Genomic DNA, 21745 nt, shown 5'->3' on the forward strand with positions numbered 1-21745 from the left:
GGCGTCGGCGTCCCGGCGCACCGCGCCCGCGCCCCCGCGCCCCCCCCGGGGGGCGCGGCGGGGCGGGCCCCCCCCGCCCGCCCCCCCCCCCGCGGCATATCCGGCCTACGGGTCGAAACGGCTCCGGGGTACGGGCGGCGCGGGGCAGGAGGCAGAGAGTCCGGTGGATCAGCTCGTGATCGGCGCCGTCCGGATCATCGTCCAGGAGACCGGCGGAAGCTCGGCGGACAGACCGTTGGCGTCCACGAAGTGCCGGGTGCTGGAGCGCGGCTCGACGCGGCCGGGTGCCGTCCTGGAATTCGTGGCGAGCAGGTCCTGGCCGCCGAGGACGACGTGTTCGACCACGTCGTGCTCGGCGCCGGCCATCCGCAGCCTCAAGGTGGCCGCCTGGGTGTCGTCCCGGTTGACGGCGAAGATCGTCGTCTCGCCGGTCTCGGGGTCGCGGGTGGCGGTGACGTCGACGGCGGCGACGTCTCCGAGCGTCGTGGAGTGCAGGACGGGTGAGTCCGGCTCGACGCGCAGGACCTCGCCGCGGGCGTGCCGGGCGGTGAGGGCGAAGGGGTAGAAGATGGTCTGCCGCCAGGCCCCGGTGTCGGGTTCGGTGCGGATGGGCGCGATGACGTTGACGAGCTGCGCGAGGCAGGCGATGGTCACCCGGTCGCTGTGCCGGAGCAGGCTCATCAGGAGGTTGCCGAGGACGACGGCGTCCTCGACGGTGTACTCGTCCTCGATCAGCCGGGGCGCCCGGGCCCATTCGAGGTTGTCCTGACCCTCGAACCGGCTCTCGTACCAGAGATTCCACTCGTCGAAGGAGAGCTGGAGCTTGCGGCGGGAGCGCTTCTTGGCGGCGATGTGGTCGCAGGTGGCGACGACCGCCTCGATGAAGGTGTCCATGACCTGCGCGGAGGCGAGGAAGCCCACGCGGTCGTCGCCGTGCTGCTCGAAGTACGCGTGCAGCGAGATGTAGTCGACCACGTCGTACGCCTCGTCCAGGACGTCGGCCTCCCAGGAGCCGAAGGTCGGCATCCGTTCGTTGGAGCTGCCGCAGGCGACGAGCTCGACGGACGGGTCGATCCGGCGCATGGCCTTCCCGGTCTCGGCGGCCAGGCGGCCGTACTCGGTGCCGGTCTTCTGGCCGACCTGCCAGGGGCCGTCCATCTCGTTGCCCAGGCACCAGGTCTTGATGCGGTGCGGTTCGCGGACGCCGTGGGCGATGCGCAGGTCGGAGTAGCGGGTGCCGCCGGGGAAGTTGGCGTATTCGAGCAGATTGCAGGCGTCCTCGACGCCGCGGGTGCCGAGGTTGACGGCCATGATCGGTTCGACGTCGGTCTGTCTGGCCCAGGCCATGAACTCGTTGAGCCCGAAGGTGTTGGGTTCGAGCGAGCGCCAGGCCAGGTCGAGGGCGACCTGGCGCTCGTCGCGGGGGCCGACGCCGTCCTCCCAGCGGTAGCCGGACACGAAGTTGCCGCCGGGGTAGCGGACGGCGCTCACGCCGAGTTCACGGGTGAGCTTGATGACGTCGAGCCGCAGGCCGTCGGCGTCCGACTCGGGGTGGCCGGGTTCGTATATGCCTCCGTAGACGCAGCGGCCCATGTGTTCGACGAAGGAGCCGAACAGGCGCGGCGGAACCGGGGCGATGACGAAGGCGGGGTCGATGGTCGCGGTGCAGGTGAGCACTCCGGTCTCCGGTTTCTCTGTGATGTCTCAGCGAAATGGGCATGGCGGAAATAGGGCGGGCGGAAGGAGCAGTACGGCGTGGCGGGGGGGATGGCGGGGGGATGGCGGGTCGGCCGCGGGCGCGGAAAGGCGGCGGGGAATCGGCCGGGCGGCGCTATTTGATTCCCGTGGTCGCGACGCCCTGCACGAAGAAGCGCTGGAGGACGAGGAAGGCGATGGCCAGGGGACTCAGGGAGATCGCGGCGCCCGCCATGAGCGCGGCGTGGTCCACACCCGACTGACTGGAGAACAGCGTCAGGGCCGCGGGCAGCGTCTGCATGTCGACGTTGTTCGTCACGACCAGCGGCCACAGGAAGTCGTTCCACAGCGCGGCGAACTGGATGATGAACAGCGAGGCGAGGGCCGGTTTGGCGTTGGGCAGGATGATCCGCCAGTAGACCGTGAAGTCGTTGGCCCCGTCGATCCTGGCCGCGTCGTCCAGTTCGCGCGGCAACTGCATGAAGAACTGGCGGAGCAGGAAGATGCCCAGCGCGCTGGTCGCGCGGGGAATGATCAGGCCCTGGTACGAATTGAGCCAGCCGAGGTGGAACAGCGTCAGGAAGACCGGCACGAGGGTGACCTGGAAAGGCACCATCAGCGTGGCCAGGATCAGCAGGAACACCACGTTCTTACCGCGGAAGCGCAGCCTGGCCAGCGCGAACGCGGTCATCGAGTCGAACAGCAGCAGGAGCACGGTCGTGCCGCCCGCGAAGACGAACGTGTTGAGCACGAGCTTGCCGAACGGGAGTTGGCCGAGCACCGCGCGGACGCCGTGCAGGGTCCAGTCCCGCGGGACCAGCCGGGCGGGGTCGGCGTACAGGTCGGCGTTGGTCCTGAAGGCGACGCCGAGCATCCAGACGAACGGGATGATCATCGCGACCGCGCCGACGGTGACGGCCGCCCAGGACAGGACCGTGCCGCACCTGGCGCCGTACCGGACGGCGACCTTGGCCGCGGGCCACAGGCGTACCGGCCCGGTCGGCCGGGGGCCGTTCCCGTACGGGCTCGCGCCGCCCTTGGCGGGGCGCGGCCGGAGTGTGTCAGTCGGCATCGCGGAACCTCGACAGACGCAGTTGGAGTGCGGAGATCGCCAGGATGATCACGAAGAGAATCCAGGCGACGGCGCTGGCGTAGCCCATCTGGAATTCCACGAAACCCTTCTGGTACAGGTACATCACGACGGATTCCGTGTGGAAGATCGGGCCGCCGCTGGTCATGGAAAAGACCAGGTCGAACAGTTGCAGCCCGGTGACCGTGGCGATCAGCGTGGTGAACAGCAGTGCCGGGCGCAGCGCGGGCAGGGTCACATGGCGGAATCGCTGCCACGCGCCCGCGCCGTCGAGCGCCGCCGCCTCGTACAGGTCGGGCGGGATCTGCTGCATACCGGCGAGCAGCACGATCATGGTGAATCCGACGTTCTTCCAGATGCCCACGACAATGACGGTGGGCAGCGCCAGCGAGGTGGATTGCAGCCATTCGGGAGGCGTGACGCCGATTCCGGAGAGCCAGGCGTCGACCAGGCCGACCTGCGGGTCGAGCAGGAATTTCCAGACGATGCCGCTCACCACGAGCGAGGCGATGAAAGGGAAGAAATACGCGGTGCGCAGCAGCGCCGAATACCAGGTCGTCCTGCGCAGCCGGGAGGCGATGGCCAGCGCGATCAGCACTTGTCCGACGGAGACGGCGGCGGTGTAGATCACCGTGACGCGCAGCGCGTTCCAGAACCGCGAATCGTGGTAGAGCGCCGTGTAGTTGTCGAGACCCACGAATTTGTGGTGGGCCTCGCCGACGGTCCAGTCGTGCAGGCTCATCCAGCCGGACTGGACGATCGGCTCCGCGATGAACACCCCAATGAGCAGGACGCTCGGCAGGATGAACAGATAGGCGCTGTTGATACGGGGCCTGCGCCGCCGTACGGGTGCGGGCTTCCCGGCGGAGGGGAAGGGTGTGCTCGACATGAGGGCTACTTCTTGCAGCCGGTGAGCGAATTGATCGCCTTGGCGGCCGAGTCGGCGGCGGACTGGACGTCGGCGCCGCGTTCGATCTTCTGGATCAGCGGGACGTAGACGTCGCTGTCGATGCGGGTCGAGTTCGGCTGGCCAGCGAGGTAGAGCTTGGCGTGCGGCAGCGCGGCGGCGAACTGCGCGACGGTGGGATCGCCGTTGACGGCGCCGCCGAGGTCGGTGCGGGCGGGCGGGAAGCCGGAGACCTTCGAGAACTGCGTCTGGGCGGCCTTGCCGGTGTACCAGGCGAGGAATTCCTTGGCCTCGGCCTGGTGCTTGGAGGTGCGGGCGATCATCAGCGGGACCGTCGAGGCCAGTGTCACCGGGCCCGCGGAGCCGACCGGGACCTGGGCGATGCCGAGGTCGACGCCCGCGGACGTGAAGCCCGCGGCGGCCCACGGGCCGTTGATCTCCATCGCGGCCTTCTTGGCGGAGAACAGCGTGTCGGCGTCCGCGCCCGCCTGGCCGACCGGGCTGATGTGGTCCTGGCTGACCAGACGGCTCCAGCGGGTCAGCGCCTGGACGCTGGCGGGGCTGTTGACGACGGCGCAGTTGTCGGGGCCGACGATGTCGCCGCCGCTCATCCACTGGAGGATCGGCCACATCTGGATCGTGTTGTTGTCGGCGAGCGAGAGGCCGTACTGACTGGGCTTGCCGCCCGATCCCTTGGTGAGCTTCTTGGCGTCGGCGATGAACTCGTCCTCGGTGGCGGGCGGCCGGCTGATGCCCGCGGCGGCGAACATCGCCTTGTTGTAATAGAGCACGAGCGTGGCCATGTTGGCGGGTACCGCGTAGAGCTTGCCGTCGACGGTGAAGGCGGACTTCACGGCGGCCGGGAAGGCCGCGGAGTCGATCTGTCCGGTGCCGGCGCCGACCGCGGGGTCGAGCGGCAGCACCGAGTTGGTCTTGATGTAGGTGAAGATCGCGCCCGGGTCGGAGCTGGGGGTCGCCAGGTCGGGGCCCTGGCCGGTGGCCCAGGAGGCGGGCAGCTTCTGACCGATGGTGGCCCAGGGTTCGGCCGTCATCGTGACCTGGATCTTGGGGTGGCCGGCGTTGAACTCCTTGATCAGCGCCTGGTACGAGGGGGCGTCGGGGCCGGTGAAGCCGGTGAGCATGGTCAGCTTGACCACGCCGCCGGAGGTACCGCCGCCCGCGCCGTTGTCGCCGCAGCCGGCGAGGAGGAGTGAGACCGTGGTGGCGGCGGCGAGTGCCGCGGCCGTTCTCCCGAATCTGACGTACATACCGATCGTTCCATTCCGTTCGGTGCCCCGTCGCTGCGAGGTCGGAGGGTCGATGTGGCTGTCTCCTTCTGCGCACCGCCCGTCCGGGGGCGCGCACCGCCCGTCTCCGGGCGTCATTCACCCGTCCGCGGGCGTGCGTCAGCCGCGTGCGGGTGTGAACCACCCGTCACCGGCCACGTACCGCCGGTCCTGGGCGTGAACCGCCCGTCCGGGCGGGGGTGTTGGGTACGGCCCGCCCGTCCGGGCGGGGGTGTTGGGTACGGCGTTGGCCTTCGGCCGTGGCCGGTGGCTGGGCGGGGCGGGGCGGTCGCTCAGCCGGGGTGGCTTCCGCAGGACTCCCGGATCACGAGGTCGAACGGCAGCACGGTGTGGACCGGGTCGGGTGCGGTCCCGTCCACCAGGTCGAAGAGGATGGCCGCGGCCTTCTGGCCGAGCGATTCGGCGGGGACGTGGACGGTGGTGATCCCCGGCGTGGTGAGCCGGGAGACGCCGAAGTCGTCGTATCCGGCGAGCGCGATGTCCTGCGGTATGCGCAGCCCGCGGGAGCGGATCTCCAGCATCGCGCCGTAGGCCATCTCGTCATTGGCGGCGAAGATCGCCTGGACGTCGGACATGCTGTCCAGCACCTGCCGTGCGGCGAGCCTGCCGGACTCCTCGCTGAAGTCGCCGACGGCCAGGGTGTGGGTGCAGGGCCGTCCCGAATCGGCGAGCGCGGTGCGGAAGCCCTCGTAACGGTCCACCGCGGTCTGGTGGTTGAGCGGTCCGCTGATGTGGGCGATACGGGTCAGCCCGTGGTCCTCCACCAGGTGGCGGGTGATGGCCGCGGCGCCCGCGATCTCGTCCACCCCGACGCTCACCGCGTGCGGCAGGTGGACGAACCGCCCGATGAGGACCACCGGCAGCGCGGAGTCCACCATGCGGTTGACGTTGGGGTCGCTGATGGAGGCCGAGGCGACGATCGCCCCTGACGCGGCCTGCGAGCGCAGCACCCGCTCGTACGCCGCGACGCCGTGGGTCTCGTCGGGGTTGGTCGACACCATGAGCGCGGCGTCGCGGGTGTTGGCCTCCGCGGTCACCCCCACCAGCAGGTGCATGAAGTAGGGGTGGCCGAAGACGTGCTGACCGGTGTTGGGCACGACGACCGCGATGGAGGTCGAACGGCCCGCCCGCAGCGCCCGCCCCGCGGAGTTCGGGACGTAGCCGAGCTTGGCCGAGGCGGCCCGTACCGCCTCCTTGGTCGTCTCGCTGATCCGCGGATGGTTCGACAGCGCCATCGAGGCGGCGCTCTGCGAGATCCCGACCGCCGTCGCGACGTCCTTGAGCGTGACGGTGGCGCGCTTGTCCGCCGACGCCATATGGCACCCCTCTCAGCAAGAAGCCACCGCCTGAAGCAGGCAACCACCGTCGGGAAGATACCGGCCGGATGTGGTGCGCCAAGGGTTGCTCTAACGATTCAGCGCCTCGGACGCTAAGTCACGCCGAACCGCTCGTCAAGCCTTCGGGACAAGATTGTCCGGGCTTATGACCGCAGGTTCCGAGGGTTGACGGGCACTACGAGACGCCTCTAGCTTCGAAGTCGCTGAATCGTATGAGCAGTTCGCATCTCTCACCGTGTTCCGTGCCATCCCCCCACGGAGAAAGGTCGACGATGACCGCTTCGACGACGACCGCTCGCGACCACCGACCATCCGCACGCCACCTGTTGAGGCGCTTACGCGGCGTCCTGCTCGCCCTGGGCGCGACCTTGACCCTGACCCTCGGCCTGCTGGTCGGCGTCACCGGTCCCGCGCACGCCGCCGCGAACCAGCCGTGCGACATCTACGGCAACGCGGGCACCCCCTGCGTGGGCGCCTTCAGTACGGTCAGGGCGCTGTACGGCTCGTACAACGGCGGCCTGTACCAGGTCACCCGCGTGCGGGACGACGCCGCCCTCGACATCGGGCCGACCGGGACCGGCGGCTACGCGAACGCCGGTGCGCAGAACGCCTTCTGCAACGGCGCGGTGTGCGTCATCACCAAGATCTACGACCAGTCGCCGCGCCACAACGACCTGACCATCGAGGGTTCGGGCACCGCCGGGGCCGCCGATGTCGGCGCCCTGGCGAACGCGCTGCACGTCACGGTGGCGGGGCACTCCGTCTACGGCGTTTATGTGCCGCCGGGCGTCGGGTACCGCCATGCCGTCGGTTCGGGTGTCGCCGTCAACGGGCAGGCCGAGGGGATGTACATGGTGACCAGCGGCACCCATGTCAACCGCGACTGCTGCTTCGACTTCGGCAATGTCGAGGCGATCCCGAACGACACGGGCGCCGGTCACATGGACGCGCTCAACATGTCGTTGGCCCGCGCGTGCAGCCCCTGTTCCGGCGACGGTCCGTGGGTGCAGGCCGACCTGGAGAACGGCATCTTCCAGGCGGACACCAACGCCCACAGCGTCAACGGCGGCAATTCGAGCCCCTTCGTCACGGCCGTGCTGAAGAACAACGGCCAGACGTCCTTCGCTCTCAAGGGCGGGAATTCGCAGTCCGGCGGGCTCACGACCTGGTGGAACGGCGCGCTGCCACCGGGCTACGCGCCGATGAGGCAGGAGGGCTCCATCGTGCTCGGCACCGGCGGCGACAACAGCAACCGCGCGGTCGGGTCGTTCTTCGAGGGCGTCATGACCTCCGGCTATCCCACCGACGCGGCGGACAACGCCGTACAGGCGAACGTCGTGGCGGCCGGCTACGCGGGCGACACGGCCGGGGTCGCTCCCGCGACGGTCGCCGCGCCCGGCGGGAAGTGCGTGGACGTGACCGGGGACGACGTCGCGAGCAAGGGCGCCGCCGTCCAGCTCTGGGACTGCCAGAGCGGCGCCACAGATCAGCACTGGGTGCACGAGCCCGACAGTTCGCTGCGGACCCTGGGCCGCTGCCTGGACATCAACGGCAACGGCACCGCGAACAACACGCAGGTCGAACTCTGGGACTGCAACGGGGTCGGCGGGCAGAAGTGGGTGCAGCGGGCCGACGGCTCGCTGTTCAACCCGCAGTCCGGCCGCTGCCTGGACGCCACCGACGGCGCGACCGCCAACGGCACCCGCCTCCAGATCCACGACTGCAACGGCACGGCCGCCCAGGTCTTCACCGTCAACGGCGGATCGATGATCGCCGGGCCCGGCGCGAAGTGCCTGGACATCACGGGCGACGACATCGGCGGCAATCTGTCCGCGGCGCAGTTGTGGGACTGCCAGTCCTACGCCCGCGACCAGCACTGGGTGCACACGTCCACGAACCGACTCACCACGCTCGGCCGCTGCCTGGACATCGCGGGCGACGCCACCGCGCAGGACTCGTTGGTGGAGCTGTACGACTGCGACACCGCGGTGGGCGGCCAGGTGTGGGTCCAGCGGTCCGACGGATCGCTGCTCAATCCGCAGTCCGGGCGCTGCCTGGACTCCCCGGACGGCGCCACGGCCAACGGCGCCCGCCTGCGGATCCACGACTGCAACGGCACGGCCGCGCAGAAGTTCGCCCTGAACTGACCGCGGCGCCGCCGAGGCCCGGTGGTGCGGGAGCGTGAGCCCCGTACCACCGGGCCCTGGCTGCCAAGGCTCATGCGCGACCGATTCAGGCCGCCCGGCGGCTGCCGGTCCTGCCGGCCGGCGTCTCGACCGTGACGCCGAGCGGCCGGGCCAGGCCCGCCACGCCCTCGTCCAGCCGCTGGAGGTGGCGCAGCACGCGGAAGGTGACGGAGCCCGAGCGCGGTACGGCGGAGCCGGTGCCCTCCAGCATGGAGGCGATGCTGGGCTCGGTCCGGATCGCGCCCTGCGCCGTCCCGTCCGCTGCCGTCGTACCGTCCTTGGCCCTGCCCTTCCCGCCCTTGTCGTCCTTGATCTCCTCCACATGGGCGATGAGCACGTCGAGGTTGTGCTCCAGGCGTACGCCGACGGCCGTCAGCCGGGGGTCGGCGGCGATGCTCTTGCTGTACGGGACCAGTTCGGCGGTCGCCGCGAGCGAGCGCGCGTGGTAGGCGCAGGTCTCCAGCAGGGCGACCAGATAGCGGGCGGTGCGCCTGCGGCCCCGCAGCGGGGTGATCGGGTGGGTCAGCGGGTGGGTGGAGCGGCGCAGGTCGTCCAGCGCGGTGTCCAGTTCGCGGGCCAGGTCCAGCAGGTCGACGGCCGGGCCGCCGCTGAGCTGGGCGACGGCGGCGGTGGCCACGTCGCGGAGCTTGGCCAGGACGGTGACCAGTTGCTCGTCGGTGCGCAGATCGGTGTGGACCGGGAAGATCAGCACAGCCGCGATGACCCCGCAGGCGGCGCCGAGCGCGGTCTCCTCGATGCGCAGTACGAGCACCGAGACGCTGTACGTGTGCAGCAGGCTGTAGAGCAGGCCGAGCATCGCGGTGACGAAGAACGACATCAGCGCGTACGACACCGGGGCGGTGAAGAACATCGCGAAGATCAGCACCAGGACGAGGGTGAACGCCGTCCAGGTGTGGTTGCCGACGACCCCGGCGAGCAGCACACCGGCCACCACGCCGCACACCGTGCCGATCAGCCGCCGGTAGCCCTTGACCAGGATCTCGCCGGTCGAGGAGGTGTTGAGGAAGACCACCCAGCAGGTCAGGACCGCCCAGTACCAGCGCTGCGTGGACAGGAACTCGCCGCCGAGGATGGCCAGCGCGGACCCCGCGGAGACCTGGACGGCGGCGCGGGTCGTGCGGCGCTTGAGGCCGGTACGGTCCTGCTCGCTCTCGCCCTCCCCCGCCAGCGCCAGGTCCTCGGCCTCGAACTCCTCGCGGGAGCGGATCGTCTCGGGTGTGTCGTCGGACTCGTCGCCCGGCCCGTCGAGCGCCAGCCGCAGGCCGAGGACGGCGCGCGCGGCCTCGCCGATGCCGCGGAAGGCGTCCTGGACGGCGAGCGAGGCGCGCGGCAGATTCTCGTCGTCGCGGTAGGCCAGCAGGCGGTTGCGCACCTGGGTGACGGCGGTGCCGGGGTCGTCGGTGCCGAGCCGGGTCACCAGCAGGTGCAGCGCCCGCAGCTCGGCGCGCAGCTTGCGCAGCGCGTCGTCCTCGTCGTCGGTGCGGCGCGCGGGTGCGGGCAGCGGCGCGTTCGGCAGGTGGAGCGTCAGGGTGTCGGCGCGTTCGGCGCTGCGGGCGGTGAGCAGCAGCAGGCCGAGGCGTTCGACGGCGATCTCGGCGTCCGCGACCCGGCGTTGCAGCAGGGCGGCGGTGGCCTCGTCGTCGGTGCCCACCTCCAGCGCGCTCTGGATCATCAGGGCGGCCTCGTGCAGCCGGGCGACGTCCTTGCGCAGGTCGCCGATGACGCTCTCCAGCCGGTCGGAGTCGGCTTCGAGGAGGTCGATCTGGGTGGCGACGAGCTGGGCGGTTCTGGCCCGGAACGCCTGGCGCAACCGACCCAGGGTGCGTTCCGGGGTCTCGGGGACGAGCGCGAAGCGCATGACGGCGCTGCACCCGAAGGCGACGGCCAGCGAGAGGTAGAGCGACGGCAGGCCGGCGCCGGTGGCGTGGACGAACAGGGACAGGAAGTAGATCTGGAAGCCGATCATGCCGAGCGCGGTGCCGCGTTCGCCGAAGCGGCGGGCGTAGGCGGCGCCGAAGATCAGCAGGATGAAGGCGAGGTCGCCGATGACGATGTGCGGGTTGAGCAGTGCGCCGAGCGACACCGAGGCGAAGGCGGTGGGCAGCCCGAGGGCGAGGGTGACGGCCTGGTCGCGTACCCGCTTCTCGCGGATGGCGAAGGTGGAGACCATGGCGGCCATGGCGCCCGCGACCATATGGGTCACGGAGATGTGCAGCAGGGACAGGATCAGCAGGGCGAGACCGATCGAGCCGACCGTCCGCAGTCCCGCCATCAGCCGCAGCAGGCCGGGGTCGGAGGCCGAGTAGCGGTCCCAGACCCTGTGGCGGATCCTCCGTGCCGTTCTCATCGTGCCGCCGCGTTCCCTCGTCAAGATCGGATCCCGCCCCAGCATCCCACGAGCGTGCCCGGCCGGTGCGACCGCCCACCCCCGGACGGGTCAGTGTTGCTCCGGATGACGGGTCGGTCGAGGGCCGGTTTCCGGCCGCGGCGCGGCGCATGTTCGCCCTCCGCGGTCATCCGCGCGATCGGCGTGCATGCGGCGCGCCGCGATGGGGTACGTACGGCTGCGGGTGCCCGTAGGCGGGCGTCCACAGGCCGCGGATCCACCAGGTTCCGCGACCGGTGCAGACCACAGACGCAGAGGACTCACACGCATGGCCAACGGCACGGTGAAGTGGTTCAACTCCGAGAAGGGCTTCGGGTTCATCGCCCAGGAAGGCGGAGGCCCCGATGTCTTCGCCCACTACTCCAACATCCAGGGCAACGGATACCGGGAGCTGACCGAAGGCGAGCCCGTCACCTTCGACGTCACCCAGGGCCAGAAGGGTCCGCAGGCGGAGAACATCGTCCGCGCGGGCTGAGCCGTACACGGTCCTCCGGGTCCGGGTCCGCCGTCATGGCGGGCCCGGACCCGTCCGTTTGCGGGCGACCGCCGCGTTTGTGACGCATCCAATGCGATGCCTCGGGTCCGGCCCCCCGCGCGGCGGTCCGTACGAAGGTCAGTTCCGCTCGTGGGAGGCGAGCAGAGTGCGCAGTTGGGCGATGAGATGACTGGGGTCGTTGTCGTCCGTCGGGGCGGCGGGACCGCGCAACGTGTCGGTGACGTCCTGGAGTTGGCTGGCGACGTCCGTGTCGTACGCCTGCTCGTGCTCCACGATGCCGCCGGGCTGGCGCAGCCCGACGGTCTTGTCGACGACCTTGCCGATGACGGCGGTCATGGTGAAGGAGAACAGTCCCAGGACGAGGACGGCGACGAGCTGGTCGCCGAGCAGCCCCCACGAGCCGCCGTAGAACAGGCCCTTCTTGCCGGTGACCGCGCCGGTCGCGGCCAGGCCGGCCATCAGCATGCCGAACAGGCCGCCCCAGCCGTGGATGCCGACGACGTCCAAGGTGTCGTCCACGCCGAGCCGGTACTTCCAGCTCACCGCGAAGGCGCAGGTCAGCCCGGCGAGGAAGCCGATGACGGTGGCCCATACCGGGCTGACCCCGGCGGCCAGCGGCGTCATGGACACCAGGCCGGTGACCGCGCCCATGGAGATGTCGAGCAGGGTGACGCGCCGGTTGTGCCAGTAGCTGGTCGCGGCCCAGCCGATCATGGCCGCGCCCGCCGCGAACTGGGTGTTCACGAACGCCATGGTGGTGCTGGCGGGCCCGTTCAGATAGGAACCGGCGTTGAAGCCGAACCAGCCGAACCACATCAGGGCCAGGCCGATCACGACCAGCGGCAGATTGTGCGGACGGATCGGCTGGCGCTCGAAGTCCTCGCGCTTGCCCGCGACGATGGCCAGCGCGAGACCCGCGGCGCCCGAGCTGAGTTCGACCACGGTGCCGCCGGAGAAGTCGACGGCGCCGACCTCCTTGGCGACCCAGCCGTCGCTGTCGAACACCCAGTGCGCCATGGGCACGTACACCAGCAGCGTCCAGACGCAGACGAAGGCCGTCCAGCCGCGCATCGTGGCGCGCCCGGCCACCGATCCGCTGATCAGGGCCACGGTGACGATGGCGAAGCTCATGTGGAAGACGGAGTGGATCACGGTGGGCACGTCACCGGTCGCGCTGTTGAGGGAGATGCCGCGCAGGAAGGCGTGGTCGAGGGTGCCGATCATGCCCAGCCCCTCGGCGTCGGGGCCGAAGGCGAGCGAGTAGCCGACCGCCCACCAGATCAGCGTGACGACGGCGACGCAGGCGAAGCACATCTTGAGCATGGCGATGATCTGACTGGTCCTGACCATGCCGCCGTAGAAGAAGGCGAGTCCCGGGGCCATCAGCAGGACCATGGCCGTGGCCATCATCAGCCAGGCGGTGTTGCCGGAGTCGAAGTGCTGGTTCATGACAGGTCCTCACACGGACGGCCGGGCGTGGCCGCTGATTCGGGTACGAGTACGGCTGCGGAGGGGTACGCGGGCGCGGTCATCGGTCGCGCTCGCGTCGTTCCAGGACGTCGAGGATCTTGTTGACGCGGGCCATGTCGTCGTCCGGGGCCGCCGGGGCGCCCACCCGCGCCGGGTGGCGCGGCTCGTCCAGCCGGGCCCTGACCTCGTCCAGCGTCGCGTTGTCGTACGCGATCTCCTCGTCCCGGCCCGGCACGTCCTCGTATTCCGCCTCGGTACGGAAGCCGACCGTGCGGTTGACGGCCTGGGCGATGAGCCAGGTGACGACGAAGGAGAACGAGCCGCAGGCCAGCACGGCGACGATCTGGCGCCAGAGGAGATCGAGACCGCCGCCGTAGAACAGGCCCTCGCGCCCGCTCATCGCGGAGGTGGCGAACAGGCCGATGGACACCGTGCCGACGATGCCGCCCCAGCCGTGGACGCCGACCACGTCCAGGGTGTCGTCCACGCCGATCTTGAACTTGAGGTTGATGGCGAAGGCGCACACCACACCCGCGGCGAAGCCGATGCACACCGCGCCCAGCGGCGACACCTCACCGCAGGACGGCGTGATGGCGACCATGCCCGCGACGGCCGCGGAGGTGACGCCGAGCATGTCCACGCTGCCCAGCCGCCACTTCTCGATCAGCGGCCAGCCGATCATGGCCGCGCAGGCGGCGAGTTGGGTGTTGAGGAAGGCGGTGGGCGCGGCGCCCGCCACGTGCAGCGCGGATCCCGCGTTGAAGCCGAACCAGCCGAACCACAGCAGGGCCAGGCCGATCACGACCAGCGGCAGATTGTGCGGGCGCACCGGCTGGCGCTCGAAGTCCTTGCGCTTGCGCAGCACGATGGCCGCGGCCAGGCCCGCCGCGCCGGAGTTGAGTTCGACAACGAGACCGCCCGCGAAGTCCAGCGCCCTCAGATGCGCGGACACCCAGCCGTCGGGGGCGAACACCCAGTGCGCCAGCGGTACGTAGACCAGCAGGGTCCAGGCGGCCACGAAGACCAGCCAGCCGCGCATGGTGGCGCGGCCCGCGATGGAACCGCTGATCAGCGCGACGGTGATGATGGCGAACGACATCTGGAAGCAGGAGAACAGCAGCGTGGGGACGCTGCCGTGCAGGTCGGTCATGGTGACGCCGCGCAGGAAGGCGTGGTCGAGGTTGCCGAGCAGGCCCGCGCCGAGGTCGGGGCCGAAGGCGAGGGTGTAGCCGACCGCCAGCCACAGCACGGTCACCAGGGCCAGGCAGACGAAGCTCATCTTGAGCATCACCAGCACGTGCTGGGTGCGGACCATGCCGCCGTAGAAGAAGGCCAGGCCGGGTGTCATCAGCAGCACCATCGCGGTGCTCGCCAGGAGCCAGGCGGTGTCGCCCGTGTTGGCGGTGGCGGCCATGAGCAAGGGGAACTCCTGTGAACGTACGGCGGTCGGTCGAGGTCGGCGCCGTTGTCGTCGTCGGCGGGCGTGCGGGGGTCAGGGCTTGCGCATCGCGGGCGCGGGTACGCCGATCAGCAGCCTGCGTACGGCGTCCCACGCGAGACGCAGCGCGCTCGCGGCGGTCCGCGGGTCGTCGGTGAGCAGCCGCAGCCAGGCCCCGCTGTCGCCGGGCAGCACGCTCACGCCGAAGAGCGCCGGGCTGTCGGCGAGGGCCTCGTGCAGGGTGTCGGCGACGGCCGCGGCCGGTGCGCGCGCGGTGACGACGTAGAAGGTGGACACGATGTCGTGGCCGCCGAGGACGGCCAGGCCGGTCACCGGGGCAGCGCCCGGTTCGAGCCGCATGGCGTCCACGGCGAGGAGCGCGCCGTCGGGGCGCCGGATCTCGACGTCGGAGGCGAAGACCTCGTAGGCGTGGCGCTCGTCGCGCGCCAGGCGGCCCGCGTAGAGCGTCTCGGCGGCCAGGACGGTCGCGGTGGCGTCGGCGGTGACGGTGGTGCGCTGGTAGTAACGGGCCCCGGCGTAGGGGATCGTCGGGTCCGGCAGGTACTCGACGTAGGAGTCGGCTCCGGCGTCGACGGCGACCTGCTGGGTCGCGTAGTCGAACTCCATGCGGTGGACCCTGGTGGCCGTCTGCGTGGTGAGGTGGGTGGCCGCGCCCGGTCCGCAGGTGACGTCGATACGGAGCCGGTCGCCTTGCAGGATGCCGCCGCCGGTCGACATCACCTGTGTGATGGGCAGGTCGGGCCTGGCCGGGTCGTAGTAGAGCGGCCGCATGATCTGGAGCGGGGTCTTCTGGAAGTGGCCGGTCAGTTCCGTCCGTTCGGCGCGGCGCTCGAAGGTCAGCTCCAGCAGCCCGACCTTTCCCGCGTGACCGACCGGCAGGGTGTCGGGCACGGCCGCGTGCCGGCGGACCTCCCGGGGGACGCGCGCGGGCTCGTAGTGCGCCGGGTCCAGCCGGGCGGGGCCCGACGGCGCGGCGGCCCGGTCGTCGGAGCCCCTCGTACGCACCGGGTGCTCGGGGCCGTCCGGTTCGGCCACTAGTACGGCCGGCGACGGCGCTTGCCGCGGCGCCCGGGCACGAGCGGCGCCGGTGAGGCTCATACGGCGGCGACCTTGCGGTACGTCTCCAGGAAGGTGGCGATCTCCTCAAGACCCTGCCCGCTCAGGCAGTTGGTGAGGATGACCGGCGCGCCGTCGCGTACCCGGTGCGCGTCGGCCTCCATCACCGACAGGTCGCACCGCACGTACTGGGCGATGTCGATCTTGTTGATGACCAGCAGGTCCGACTCGGTGATGCCGGGACCGCGCTTGCGGGGCATCTTCTCCCCCTCGGCGGTGTCCAGCACGAACAGGAAGAGGTCGACCAGGACCGGGCTGAAGGTGAGGGTGAGGTTGTCGCCGCCGGACTCGAAGAGCAGCGTGTCCACGTCGGGGAAACGGTCCAGCAGTTCCGCGCCCGCCGCCAGGTTCATCGTCGGGTCGTCGCGCACCGCCGTGTGGGGGCACGCTCCGGTCTCCACGCCCACCACCCGCTCGGGGTCGAGCACGCCTTCCAGGGTCCGCCGGACGTGCTGGGCGTCCTCCTGGGTGTAGATGTCGTTGGTGACGACGGCGGGCCGGTGCCCGCGGCTGGTGAGGATCGGCACCAGCGCCTCGATCAGCGCCGTCTTGCCCGATCCCACCGGGCCCGCGATGCCGACGCGCAGGACGTGGCGTTCGTTGTGCATGGGGTGCTGCCTTCCGTCGCTGAATGTGTGTGTCGTGGTGGGGTCCGGCCGTGCGGCCGGAGTCAGGACATGACGGATCGTCAGGTCATGAACAGCCGGGCCTGCGCGCGTTCGTGGCGGCCCGACATGACGTCGGCCATCGGTACGCAGCCCCCGAGGTCGGCCAACTCCGCGGTGAGGGCCTGCCCGACGACCTCCTCGATCACCGGCGCCGTCGCCCGCAGGACGACCTGGGCCCGTACGTGGTCGGTCAGGCGCAGCCGGAGCGCCGCGCCGACGAAGCTGACCGCGAGCGCGAACAGGTCCCCGGTCACCGCCTGTTCCGCGTCCACCCCGGCGGCGGCGTACACGGCGCCCGCGACCGCCGCCTGCGCCCCCGGCGCCCCGCCGCCCGCCACGAGCGCCGCGTAGCGCTCCAGGACGGGTCCGCCGATCACGGTGCCCGCGATGTCGAGGAGTTGGCGCCCGACGCGGGTGGAGGCCACCCGCGTCTCGCGGTTGAGCTTGGCCGCGTGCAACCGCTGGTCGACCCGCGCGACCAGGTCCCAGTCCCCCGCGCACACTGCCCGGTGCGTGAGCACCAGGGCGGTGGCGTCGCAGGGACCGATCCCGTGGCGCAGCAGATCGGCGAGCAGCCCCGGCACGTCGGCCGCCGTCACGGCCTTGGCCTGGGCGAAGCCCTCCAGGCTGTGCGAGAGGGTGTAGAAGCCGCTGGGGAAGGCCGAGTCGGTCAGCTGGAGGCTGACCAGCAGCGCCCCCAGCCGCCCCGGCCGCCCCATGACGGAGTCGGCCGGAGCGTGCGGGGCGGCCGGAGCGTGCGCGTCGTTCGAGGCGTACGCGCCGTTCGAGGCGTGCGCGCCGTTCGAAGTCGTCATGCCAGGAAGAACAGTTGGGTGAGCGGCAGTTCGCGGGCGGGGTCGATGGTCGTGGGGACTCCGTCCAGCGTCACCTTGTACGTCTCGGGGTCGACGGTGATCTTCGGCAGGGAGTTGTTGCGGACCATGTGCTGCTTGCCCACCGAGCGGCAGTGCCGTACCGGCAGAATCCTGCTCTCCAGGCCGAGCCGCTCCGGGACACCGCCCGCGATGCCCGCCTGGGACATGAACGAGACCCGGGTGGCCTGCTTGGCGCGGCCCTTCGCGCCGAACATCGGCCGGTAGTAGACCGGTTGCGGGGTGGGCAGCGAGGAGTTGGGGTCCCCCATCTGCGCCCAGTTGACCAGGCCGCCCTTGATGACCATCTTCGGCTTGGCCGCGAAGGCGTTGATCGGCCACAGCACGATGTCCGCGAGCTTGCCCGCCTCCAGCGACCCGATGTGCTCGGCCATGCCCGCCGCGATGGCCGGGTTGATCGTCATCTTCGCGAGGTAGCGCAGCACGCGCAGGTTGTCGTTGCGCTCGCTGTCGCCGTCGAGCTTGCCGCGCTGGTCCTTGCAGTGATGGGCGGTCTGGAAGGCGCGGGTGAAGGACTCGCCGACCCGGCCCATGGCCTGGGAGTCGGAGGAGAAGATGGAGATGACGCCCTCGTCGTGCAGCACCGTCTCGGCCGCGATCGTCTCCGCCCTGACCCGCGAGTCGGCGACGGACACGTCCTCGGGGATGTCGTGGCTGAGGTGATGGCAGACCATCACCATGTCCAGCAGCTCGTCCACCGAGTTCACCGTGTACGGCAGGGTCGGGTTGGTGGACGACGGCAGGACGTTGGGCTCACCGGCGATCCGCATGATGTCCGGGGCGTGCCCGCCGCCGGCGCCCTCGGTGTGGAAGGTGTGGATCGTACGGCCGTCGATCGCGGACAGGGTGTCCTCGAAGAACCCGGACTCGTTGAACGAGTCGGTGTGGATGGCCACTTGCACGTCGTACTCGTCGGCGACCCGTAGCGCGGTGTCGATCACGGCCGGGGTGGTGCCCCAGTCCTCGTGCACCTTCAGACCGCACACCCCGGCCTCGACCTGCTCGACCAGCGCGTCGGGCTGCGAGCCGTTGCCCTTGCCCAACAGCCCGATGTTGACCGGCAGATCCTCGGCCGCCTGGTACATCCGGCCGATGTTCCACGGGCCCGGCGTGCAGGTCGTGCCGTTGGTGCCGTCGGTGGGTCCGGTGCCGCCGCCCACCAGCGTGGTGATCCCGTTGCTCAGCGCCGCCTCGGCCTGCTGCGGGGAGACGAAGTGGATGTGCGTGTCGATGCCGCCGGCCGTCGCGATCAGGTGCTCGCCGGAGATGACCTCGGTGCCGGGACCGATGGTCAGCAGGGGGTGGACGCCGTTCTGGGTGTGCGGGTTGCCGGACTTGCCGACCGCCGCGATGAAGCCGTCCTTGACGCCGATGTCGCCCTTGACCACGCCCAGCACCGGGTCCAGCACGACCACGTTGGTGATGACCAGGTCCAACGCGCCCTGGGCGGCGGTGGCCTGCGGGTCCTGGGCCATGCCGTCACGGATGCTCTTGCCGCCGCCGTAGACGGCCTCGTCGCCGTAGAGGCCCTCGTTGAAGTCCTTCTCGACCTCGACGACGAGGTTGGTGTCGGCGAGGTGGAAGCGGTCGCCGACGGTCGGGCCGTACAGGTCCGTGTACTGCTTGCGCGGGAGCGTCGCCATCACCGGTCACCCTTCGTCTTGTTCTTCGCGCTCTTCGCGCCCTTGTCGTTCTTCGCGGCGCCGTCGGCGGCGGCGCTCTTGCCCGCGCCGCCGGCGGTGTCCCCCGTCGCGCCCTTGAACCCCAGGGCGACGGCGCGGGCTTCGGCGGCGATCCGGGTGGTGGCCGAGTTCAGGCCGCCGTTGACGAGGCCGCTGAAGCCGACCAGCCGCCGGTGGCCGCCGAATTCGGTCAGCGTCACCTCCCGTGAGTCGCCGGGCTCGAAGCGCACCGAGGTGCCCGCGGGGATGTCCAGGTGCATTCCGTACGCGGCCTCGCGGTCGAACTCCAGGGCCCGGTTGGCCTCGAAGAAGTGGTAGTGCGAGCCGACCTGGACCCCGCGGTCACCGGTGTTCGACACGGTGACCGTGGCCGTGGCGCGGCCGGCGTTGATCTCGACGGGATCATCGCCGTACAAGTAATTCGGCATGGCTGGTCTCTCTTTCTCGCGGGAACGGCGGCAACCGGTCGGTTCAGTGCGGGAGATGGGGGTGCGGGTGGCTGTGGGTGTGCGCGCCCGGTGCGGATGGTGCGGAGGTGTCCGCGTGCGTGTGGGCGAAGCCGTGGCCGTGTTCGGCGTCCAGGCCCGCGGCGACGCCGTCGTCGCCGTGCGCCAGCCGGTGCAGGGCCTCGGTGCGGCGGGCCGCGACGACCCCCTCGACGGCCGCCCGGCTCAGCAGCGGGCCGCCGTCGACCGCGCCCGCGACCGGCGGGGACGACGTGGCGGGCGGCCCGAACCCGGCCGACAGCAGCAGCACGTCCTCGGCGCCGAGCCGCCGGCAGCGCTCCACGCCCTGCGGCACATCGGGGTCGCCGTCGGTGAAGGCGACCTCGACCCAGCGGTGGCCGCCGTACTGGCGCACCAGCCGGGCCACCCGGAACAGCTCGGCGTCGGCGAACGGGTCGGCGGCGGGCGCGGTGACCAGGACGGCGGTAGCGTCCCCCGCGCCCCGGCCCGCGGCGGCGCGCAGCCAGCCGACCAGGTGGTCCTGGGTGCCGAAGGGCGCGCTCAGCACCGTACGTCCGCTGCCGCCGCCCTCCTGCGCCCAGCGCAGCGACCGCGCCGCCTCGGCGACCAGCGCGCGGTCGCGGCCCAGCGTCATCGGGATCACGCAGACCGGTGCGTCACGCTCGGCGAGCAGGCGGGCGACCGCCTGGGTGAGGGGCGCGCCTGCCGGGACCACGGTGTACGTGTCCCCGGCGCCGCTCCCGGCCCACGGCGCGAGGTCGCGGGCGGCGGCGCTCTCGTGCCCGCCGACGAGCACCACGCTCGCGGCGGCGGCCGGGGTGCGCACAGTGACGGGGCTCGGCGCCGTCATGCCCCGACCGGGTCGTGACAGGACACCAGCTTGGTGCCGTCGACGAATCCGGCCTCCACCTGGAGCAGCGGCAGCATGTCGCGTACGCCCGGCATCACGTCACCGGCGGCGACGACCTGCTTGCCCAGCTCCATGCACTCCGCGACGGAGCGCCCGTCGCGCGCGGCCTCCAGGATGGCCTCGCTGATCAGCGCGCATGCCTCGCTGTAGTTCAGCTTCACACCGCGGTCACGGCGCTTGCGGGCCAGATCGGCCACCACGTAGATGAGGAGCTTGTCGACTTCGCGAGGGGCGAGGTTCATCCGTTCACTCTCTTCTTGGGCTCTTGGGCTCTTCGGCTCTTCGGTTGGGCTCTTCGGCTTCAGGGGTACGGACAGGGGGCGGGAGGCCGCCCGAGGGTGATCACATACGGGCGGTCGCATACGGGCGGTCACATACGGGCGGTCACGTGCGGCGCAGGCGCGGGATCGAGGGGACGGCGGCGACGAAGACCACGGCGGTCAGCACGAACGGCCAGGTGAGGGCGTGTCCGCCGAAAGGCGCGACGATGTTGTCGAGGGCGGCGGTCACCACGGTCGCCACCCCCGCGCCGCCGATGGCGTAGACCAGGCTCCAGGGACCGGGCGCGATGAACACCCCGCACAGCGCCATCGCCACCAGGACCGCGTTGTACCCCAGCAGCCCCTGGCCGACCTCGGCCGCCGGTGCGCCGAGCAGGACCGCGACGGCCAGCGCGGTCGCGCTCCCCACACACGCCATCGCCGCCGCCAGCCGGTTGGCCAGCGCGATGCCGATGAGGAACATCAGGCCGACGTACCACTGGGACATGAAGAAGATCTGGCCGAAGCTGGAGAGGAAGGCGTGCCAGGTCTGATCCCACGTCAGCGCGGTCCGGCCGCTGGCGGTCGCGGGCAGGGCGGCGAGGCTGTGCCCCTGGTGCCACGCCTTCTCGAATCCCGGCGCCCCGACGGTCATGACGGTGGTGACCAGGCAGAACGGAATGGTGAACGTCGGTACGTCCCAGGTCCCCAGCATGATCGCCAGGGCCGTCGTCACCACGACCACCAGGCTGGAGGCGAAGACGGCGAGCAGGAACGTCGACCAGTGGCCGGGGCCGAGGAAGACCGAGAAGCCGGTGCCGACCAAGCAGCCGTTGAACCCCCGCAGCCCCGCGCCGACCAACGCGTGCTCGATGCCCAGCGCGTGGGCCGTCGCGGTGGCGACCGCCGCGCCCAGCAGCCCGTACACCCCGTGCTGCCAGCCCGAGACGAACAGCGCCGCGAGGAACACCGCCCCGCACAGCGCGCTCGGCATGAAGTCCACCTGCGCGATGCCGCGCAGCACCTCCATCCCGAACGACACCGGAGGGCGGTTCTCCAGACGCCCCAGCGTGCCGCCGCCGCTGCCATCGCTCGGTCCGGCCTTGTCGGACATGCAGATTTCCACGCCTTCGGTCAGAACGGCCAGGTGCGACCCGTGCGCCGTGCATCCGGACAAACGATCAGCACAGATCCGTCCACAAAAGGACGAATCGGTGTAATCAGACCAACATCACGGAAGCTAGCAGCGCCGGAGCCGCGCCCGGCGCCGACATGATGGCGTCTTCACCCATTCGGCGACTTATGTGATGACGTGTCCGCTGACCGGCCGCGCGTAATTTCCGCCCACAGGACGCCAGTTGCCGTCCCGCTCGCGTCGTCTCCGGGCGTGCGGCC

18 protein-coding genes are annotated in these 21745 nt (G+C 70.8%); 2 read left to right on the forward strand and 16 right to left on the reverse strand.

Features of this window, described 5'->3' with window-relative positions:
- Window positions 1-168 precede the first annotated feature (168 nt).
- The 5 genes from ABZX65_RS35075 to ABZX65_RS35095 all read right to left on the reverse strand — a co-directional run bounded on the left by ABZX65_RS35075 (window position 169) and on the right by ABZX65_RS35095 (window position 6315).
- Complete coding sequence (locus ABZX65_RS35075) at window positions 169-1677, reverse strand: alpha-N-arabinofuranosidase (RefSeq protein WP_355349683.1); 1509 nt, start codon at window positions 1675-1677, stop codon at window positions 169-171.
- 154 nt (window positions 1678-1831) lie between these two features.
- Entirely contained in the window at window positions 1832-2767 is a 936-nt protein-coding gene (locus ABZX65_RS35080) for a carbohydrate ABC transporter permease (RefSeq protein ID WP_355349686.1), read from the reverse strand.
- Window positions 2757-3674 (reverse strand): sugar ABC transporter permease, encoded by a 918-nt coding sequence (locus ABZX65_RS35085; protein WP_355349689.1) that lies wholly within the window; start codon window positions 3672-3674, stop codon window positions 2757-2759. The genes ABZX65_RS35080 and ABZX65_RS35085 overlap by 11 nt, the downstream gene beginning before the upstream one ends.
- A gap of 5 nt (window positions 3675-3679) precedes the next feature.
- Entirely contained in the window at window positions 3680-4960 is a 1281-nt protein-coding gene (locus ABZX65_RS35090; protein WP_355349692.1) for an ABC transporter substrate-binding protein, read from the reverse strand.
- Window positions 4961-5271: 311 nt separating this feature from the next.
- Complete coding sequence (locus tag ABZX65_RS35095; protein ID WP_355349695.1) at window positions 5272-6315, reverse strand: LacI family DNA-binding transcriptional regulator; 1044 nt, start codon at window positions 6313-6315, stop codon at window positions 5272-5274.
- A 347-nt stretch (window positions 6316-6662) separates the two neighbouring features.
- On the opposite strand from ABZX65_RS35095, the gene ABZX65_RS35100 reads away from it, so the two are divergent.
- Window positions 6663-8483 carry an arabinofuranosidase catalytic domain-containing protein gene (locus ABZX65_RS35100; protein WP_355349698.1) on the forward strand — a complete coding sequence of 607 codons (1821 nt, stop codon included), beginning with the start codon at window positions 6663-6665 and terminating at the stop codon, window positions 8481-8483.
- An 85-nt stretch (window positions 8484-8568) separates the two neighbouring features.
- On the opposite strand, the gene ABZX65_RS35105 is transcribed toward ABZX65_RS35100, so the two are convergent.
- A complete protein-coding gene (locus ABZX65_RS35105) occupies window positions 8569-10890 on the reverse strand; it encodes an FUSC family protein (protein ID WP_355349701.1) in 2322 nt (773 codons plus the stop codon).
- Window positions 10891-11197: 307 nt separating this feature from the next.
- On the opposite strand from ABZX65_RS35105, the gene ABZX65_RS35110 reads away from it, so the two are divergent.
- Complete coding sequence (locus ABZX65_RS35110; protein WP_188280047.1) at window positions 11198-11404, forward strand: cold-shock protein; 207 nt, start codon at window positions 11198-11200, stop codon at window positions 11402-11404.
- A 138-nt stretch (window positions 11405-11542) separates the two neighbouring features.
- Here the strand turns inward: ABZX65_RS35110 and ABZX65_RS35115 are convergent, their stop codons facing one another.
- The 10 genes from ABZX65_RS35115 to ABZX65_RS35160 all read right to left on the reverse strand — a co-directional run bounded on the left by ABZX65_RS35115 (window position 11543) and on the right by ABZX65_RS35160 (window position 21464).
- Window positions 11543-12874: an ammonium transporter gene (locus ABZX65_RS35115; RefSeq protein ID WP_355349706.1), complete on the reverse strand. Its 1332-nt coding sequence runs from the start codon at window positions 12872-12874 to the stop codon at window positions 11543-11545.
- 79 nt (window positions 12875-12953) lie between these two features.
- A complete protein-coding gene (locus ABZX65_RS35120; protein WP_355349709.1) occupies window positions 12954-14309 on the reverse strand; it encodes an ammonium transporter in 1356 nt (451 codons plus the stop codon).
- Between the two features lie 78 nt (window positions 14310-14387).
- The gene (locus ABZX65_RS35125) at window positions 14388-15452 is read right to left on the reverse strand and encodes an urease accessory protein UreD (RefSeq protein ID WP_355349712.1); all 1065 of its coding nucleotides are present in this window, start codon (window positions 15450-15452) and stop codon (window positions 14388-14390) included.
- Window positions 15449-16078: an urease accessory protein UreG gene (ureG, locus tag ABZX65_RS35130; RefSeq protein ID WP_355349715.1), complete on the reverse strand. Its 630-nt coding sequence runs from the start codon at window positions 16076-16078 to the stop codon at window positions 15449-15451. Before ureG ends, ABZX65_RS35125 begins: the two co-directional genes overlap by 4 nt.
- An 80-nt stretch (window positions 16079-16158) precedes the next feature.
- Window positions 16159-16857: an urease accessory UreF family protein gene (locus ABZX65_RS35135; RefSeq protein WP_355349766.1), complete on the reverse strand. Its 699-nt coding sequence runs from the start codon at window positions 16855-16857 to the stop codon at window positions 16159-16161.
- A gap of 92 nt (window positions 16858-16949) precedes the next feature.
- Window positions 16950-18674 (reverse strand): urease subunit alpha, encoded by a 1725-nt coding sequence (gene ureC, locus ABZX65_RS35140; protein WP_355349718.1) that lies wholly within the window; start codon window positions 18672-18674, stop codon window positions 16950-16952.
- Window positions 18674-19141: an urease subunit beta gene (locus ABZX65_RS35145; protein ID WP_355349721.1), complete on the reverse strand. Its 468-nt coding sequence runs from the start codon at window positions 19139-19141 to the stop codon at window positions 18674-18676. Before ABZX65_RS35145 ends, ureC begins: the two co-directional genes overlap by 1 nt.
- 43 nt (window positions 19142-19184) lie before the next feature.
- Window positions 19185-20030, reverse strand: a complete 846-nt coding sequence (locus tag ABZX65_RS35150; protein ID WP_355349724.1) for a cobalamin biosynthesis protein CbiX — start codon at window positions 20028-20030, stop codon at window positions 19185-19187.
- Entirely contained in the window at window positions 20027-20332 is a 306-nt protein-coding gene (locus ABZX65_RS35155; RefSeq protein WP_355349727.1) for an urease subunit gamma, read from the reverse strand. The genes ABZX65_RS35150 and ABZX65_RS35155 overlap by 4 nt, the downstream gene beginning before the upstream one ends.
- A gap of 142 nt (window positions 20333-20474) precedes the next feature.
- Window positions 20475-21464, reverse strand: a complete 990-nt coding sequence (locus ABZX65_RS35160; RefSeq protein ID WP_355349730.1) for an urea transporter — start codon at window positions 21462-21464, stop codon at window positions 20475-20477.
- Between the last annotated feature and the right edge of the window lie 281 nt (window positions 21465-21745).

This window comes from Streptomyces sp. NPDC003300, from assembly GCF_040610915.1.
In the GTDB taxonomy this organism is placed as follows: Bacteria; Actinomycetota; Actinomycetes; order Streptomycetales; family Streptomycetaceae; genus Actinacidiphila.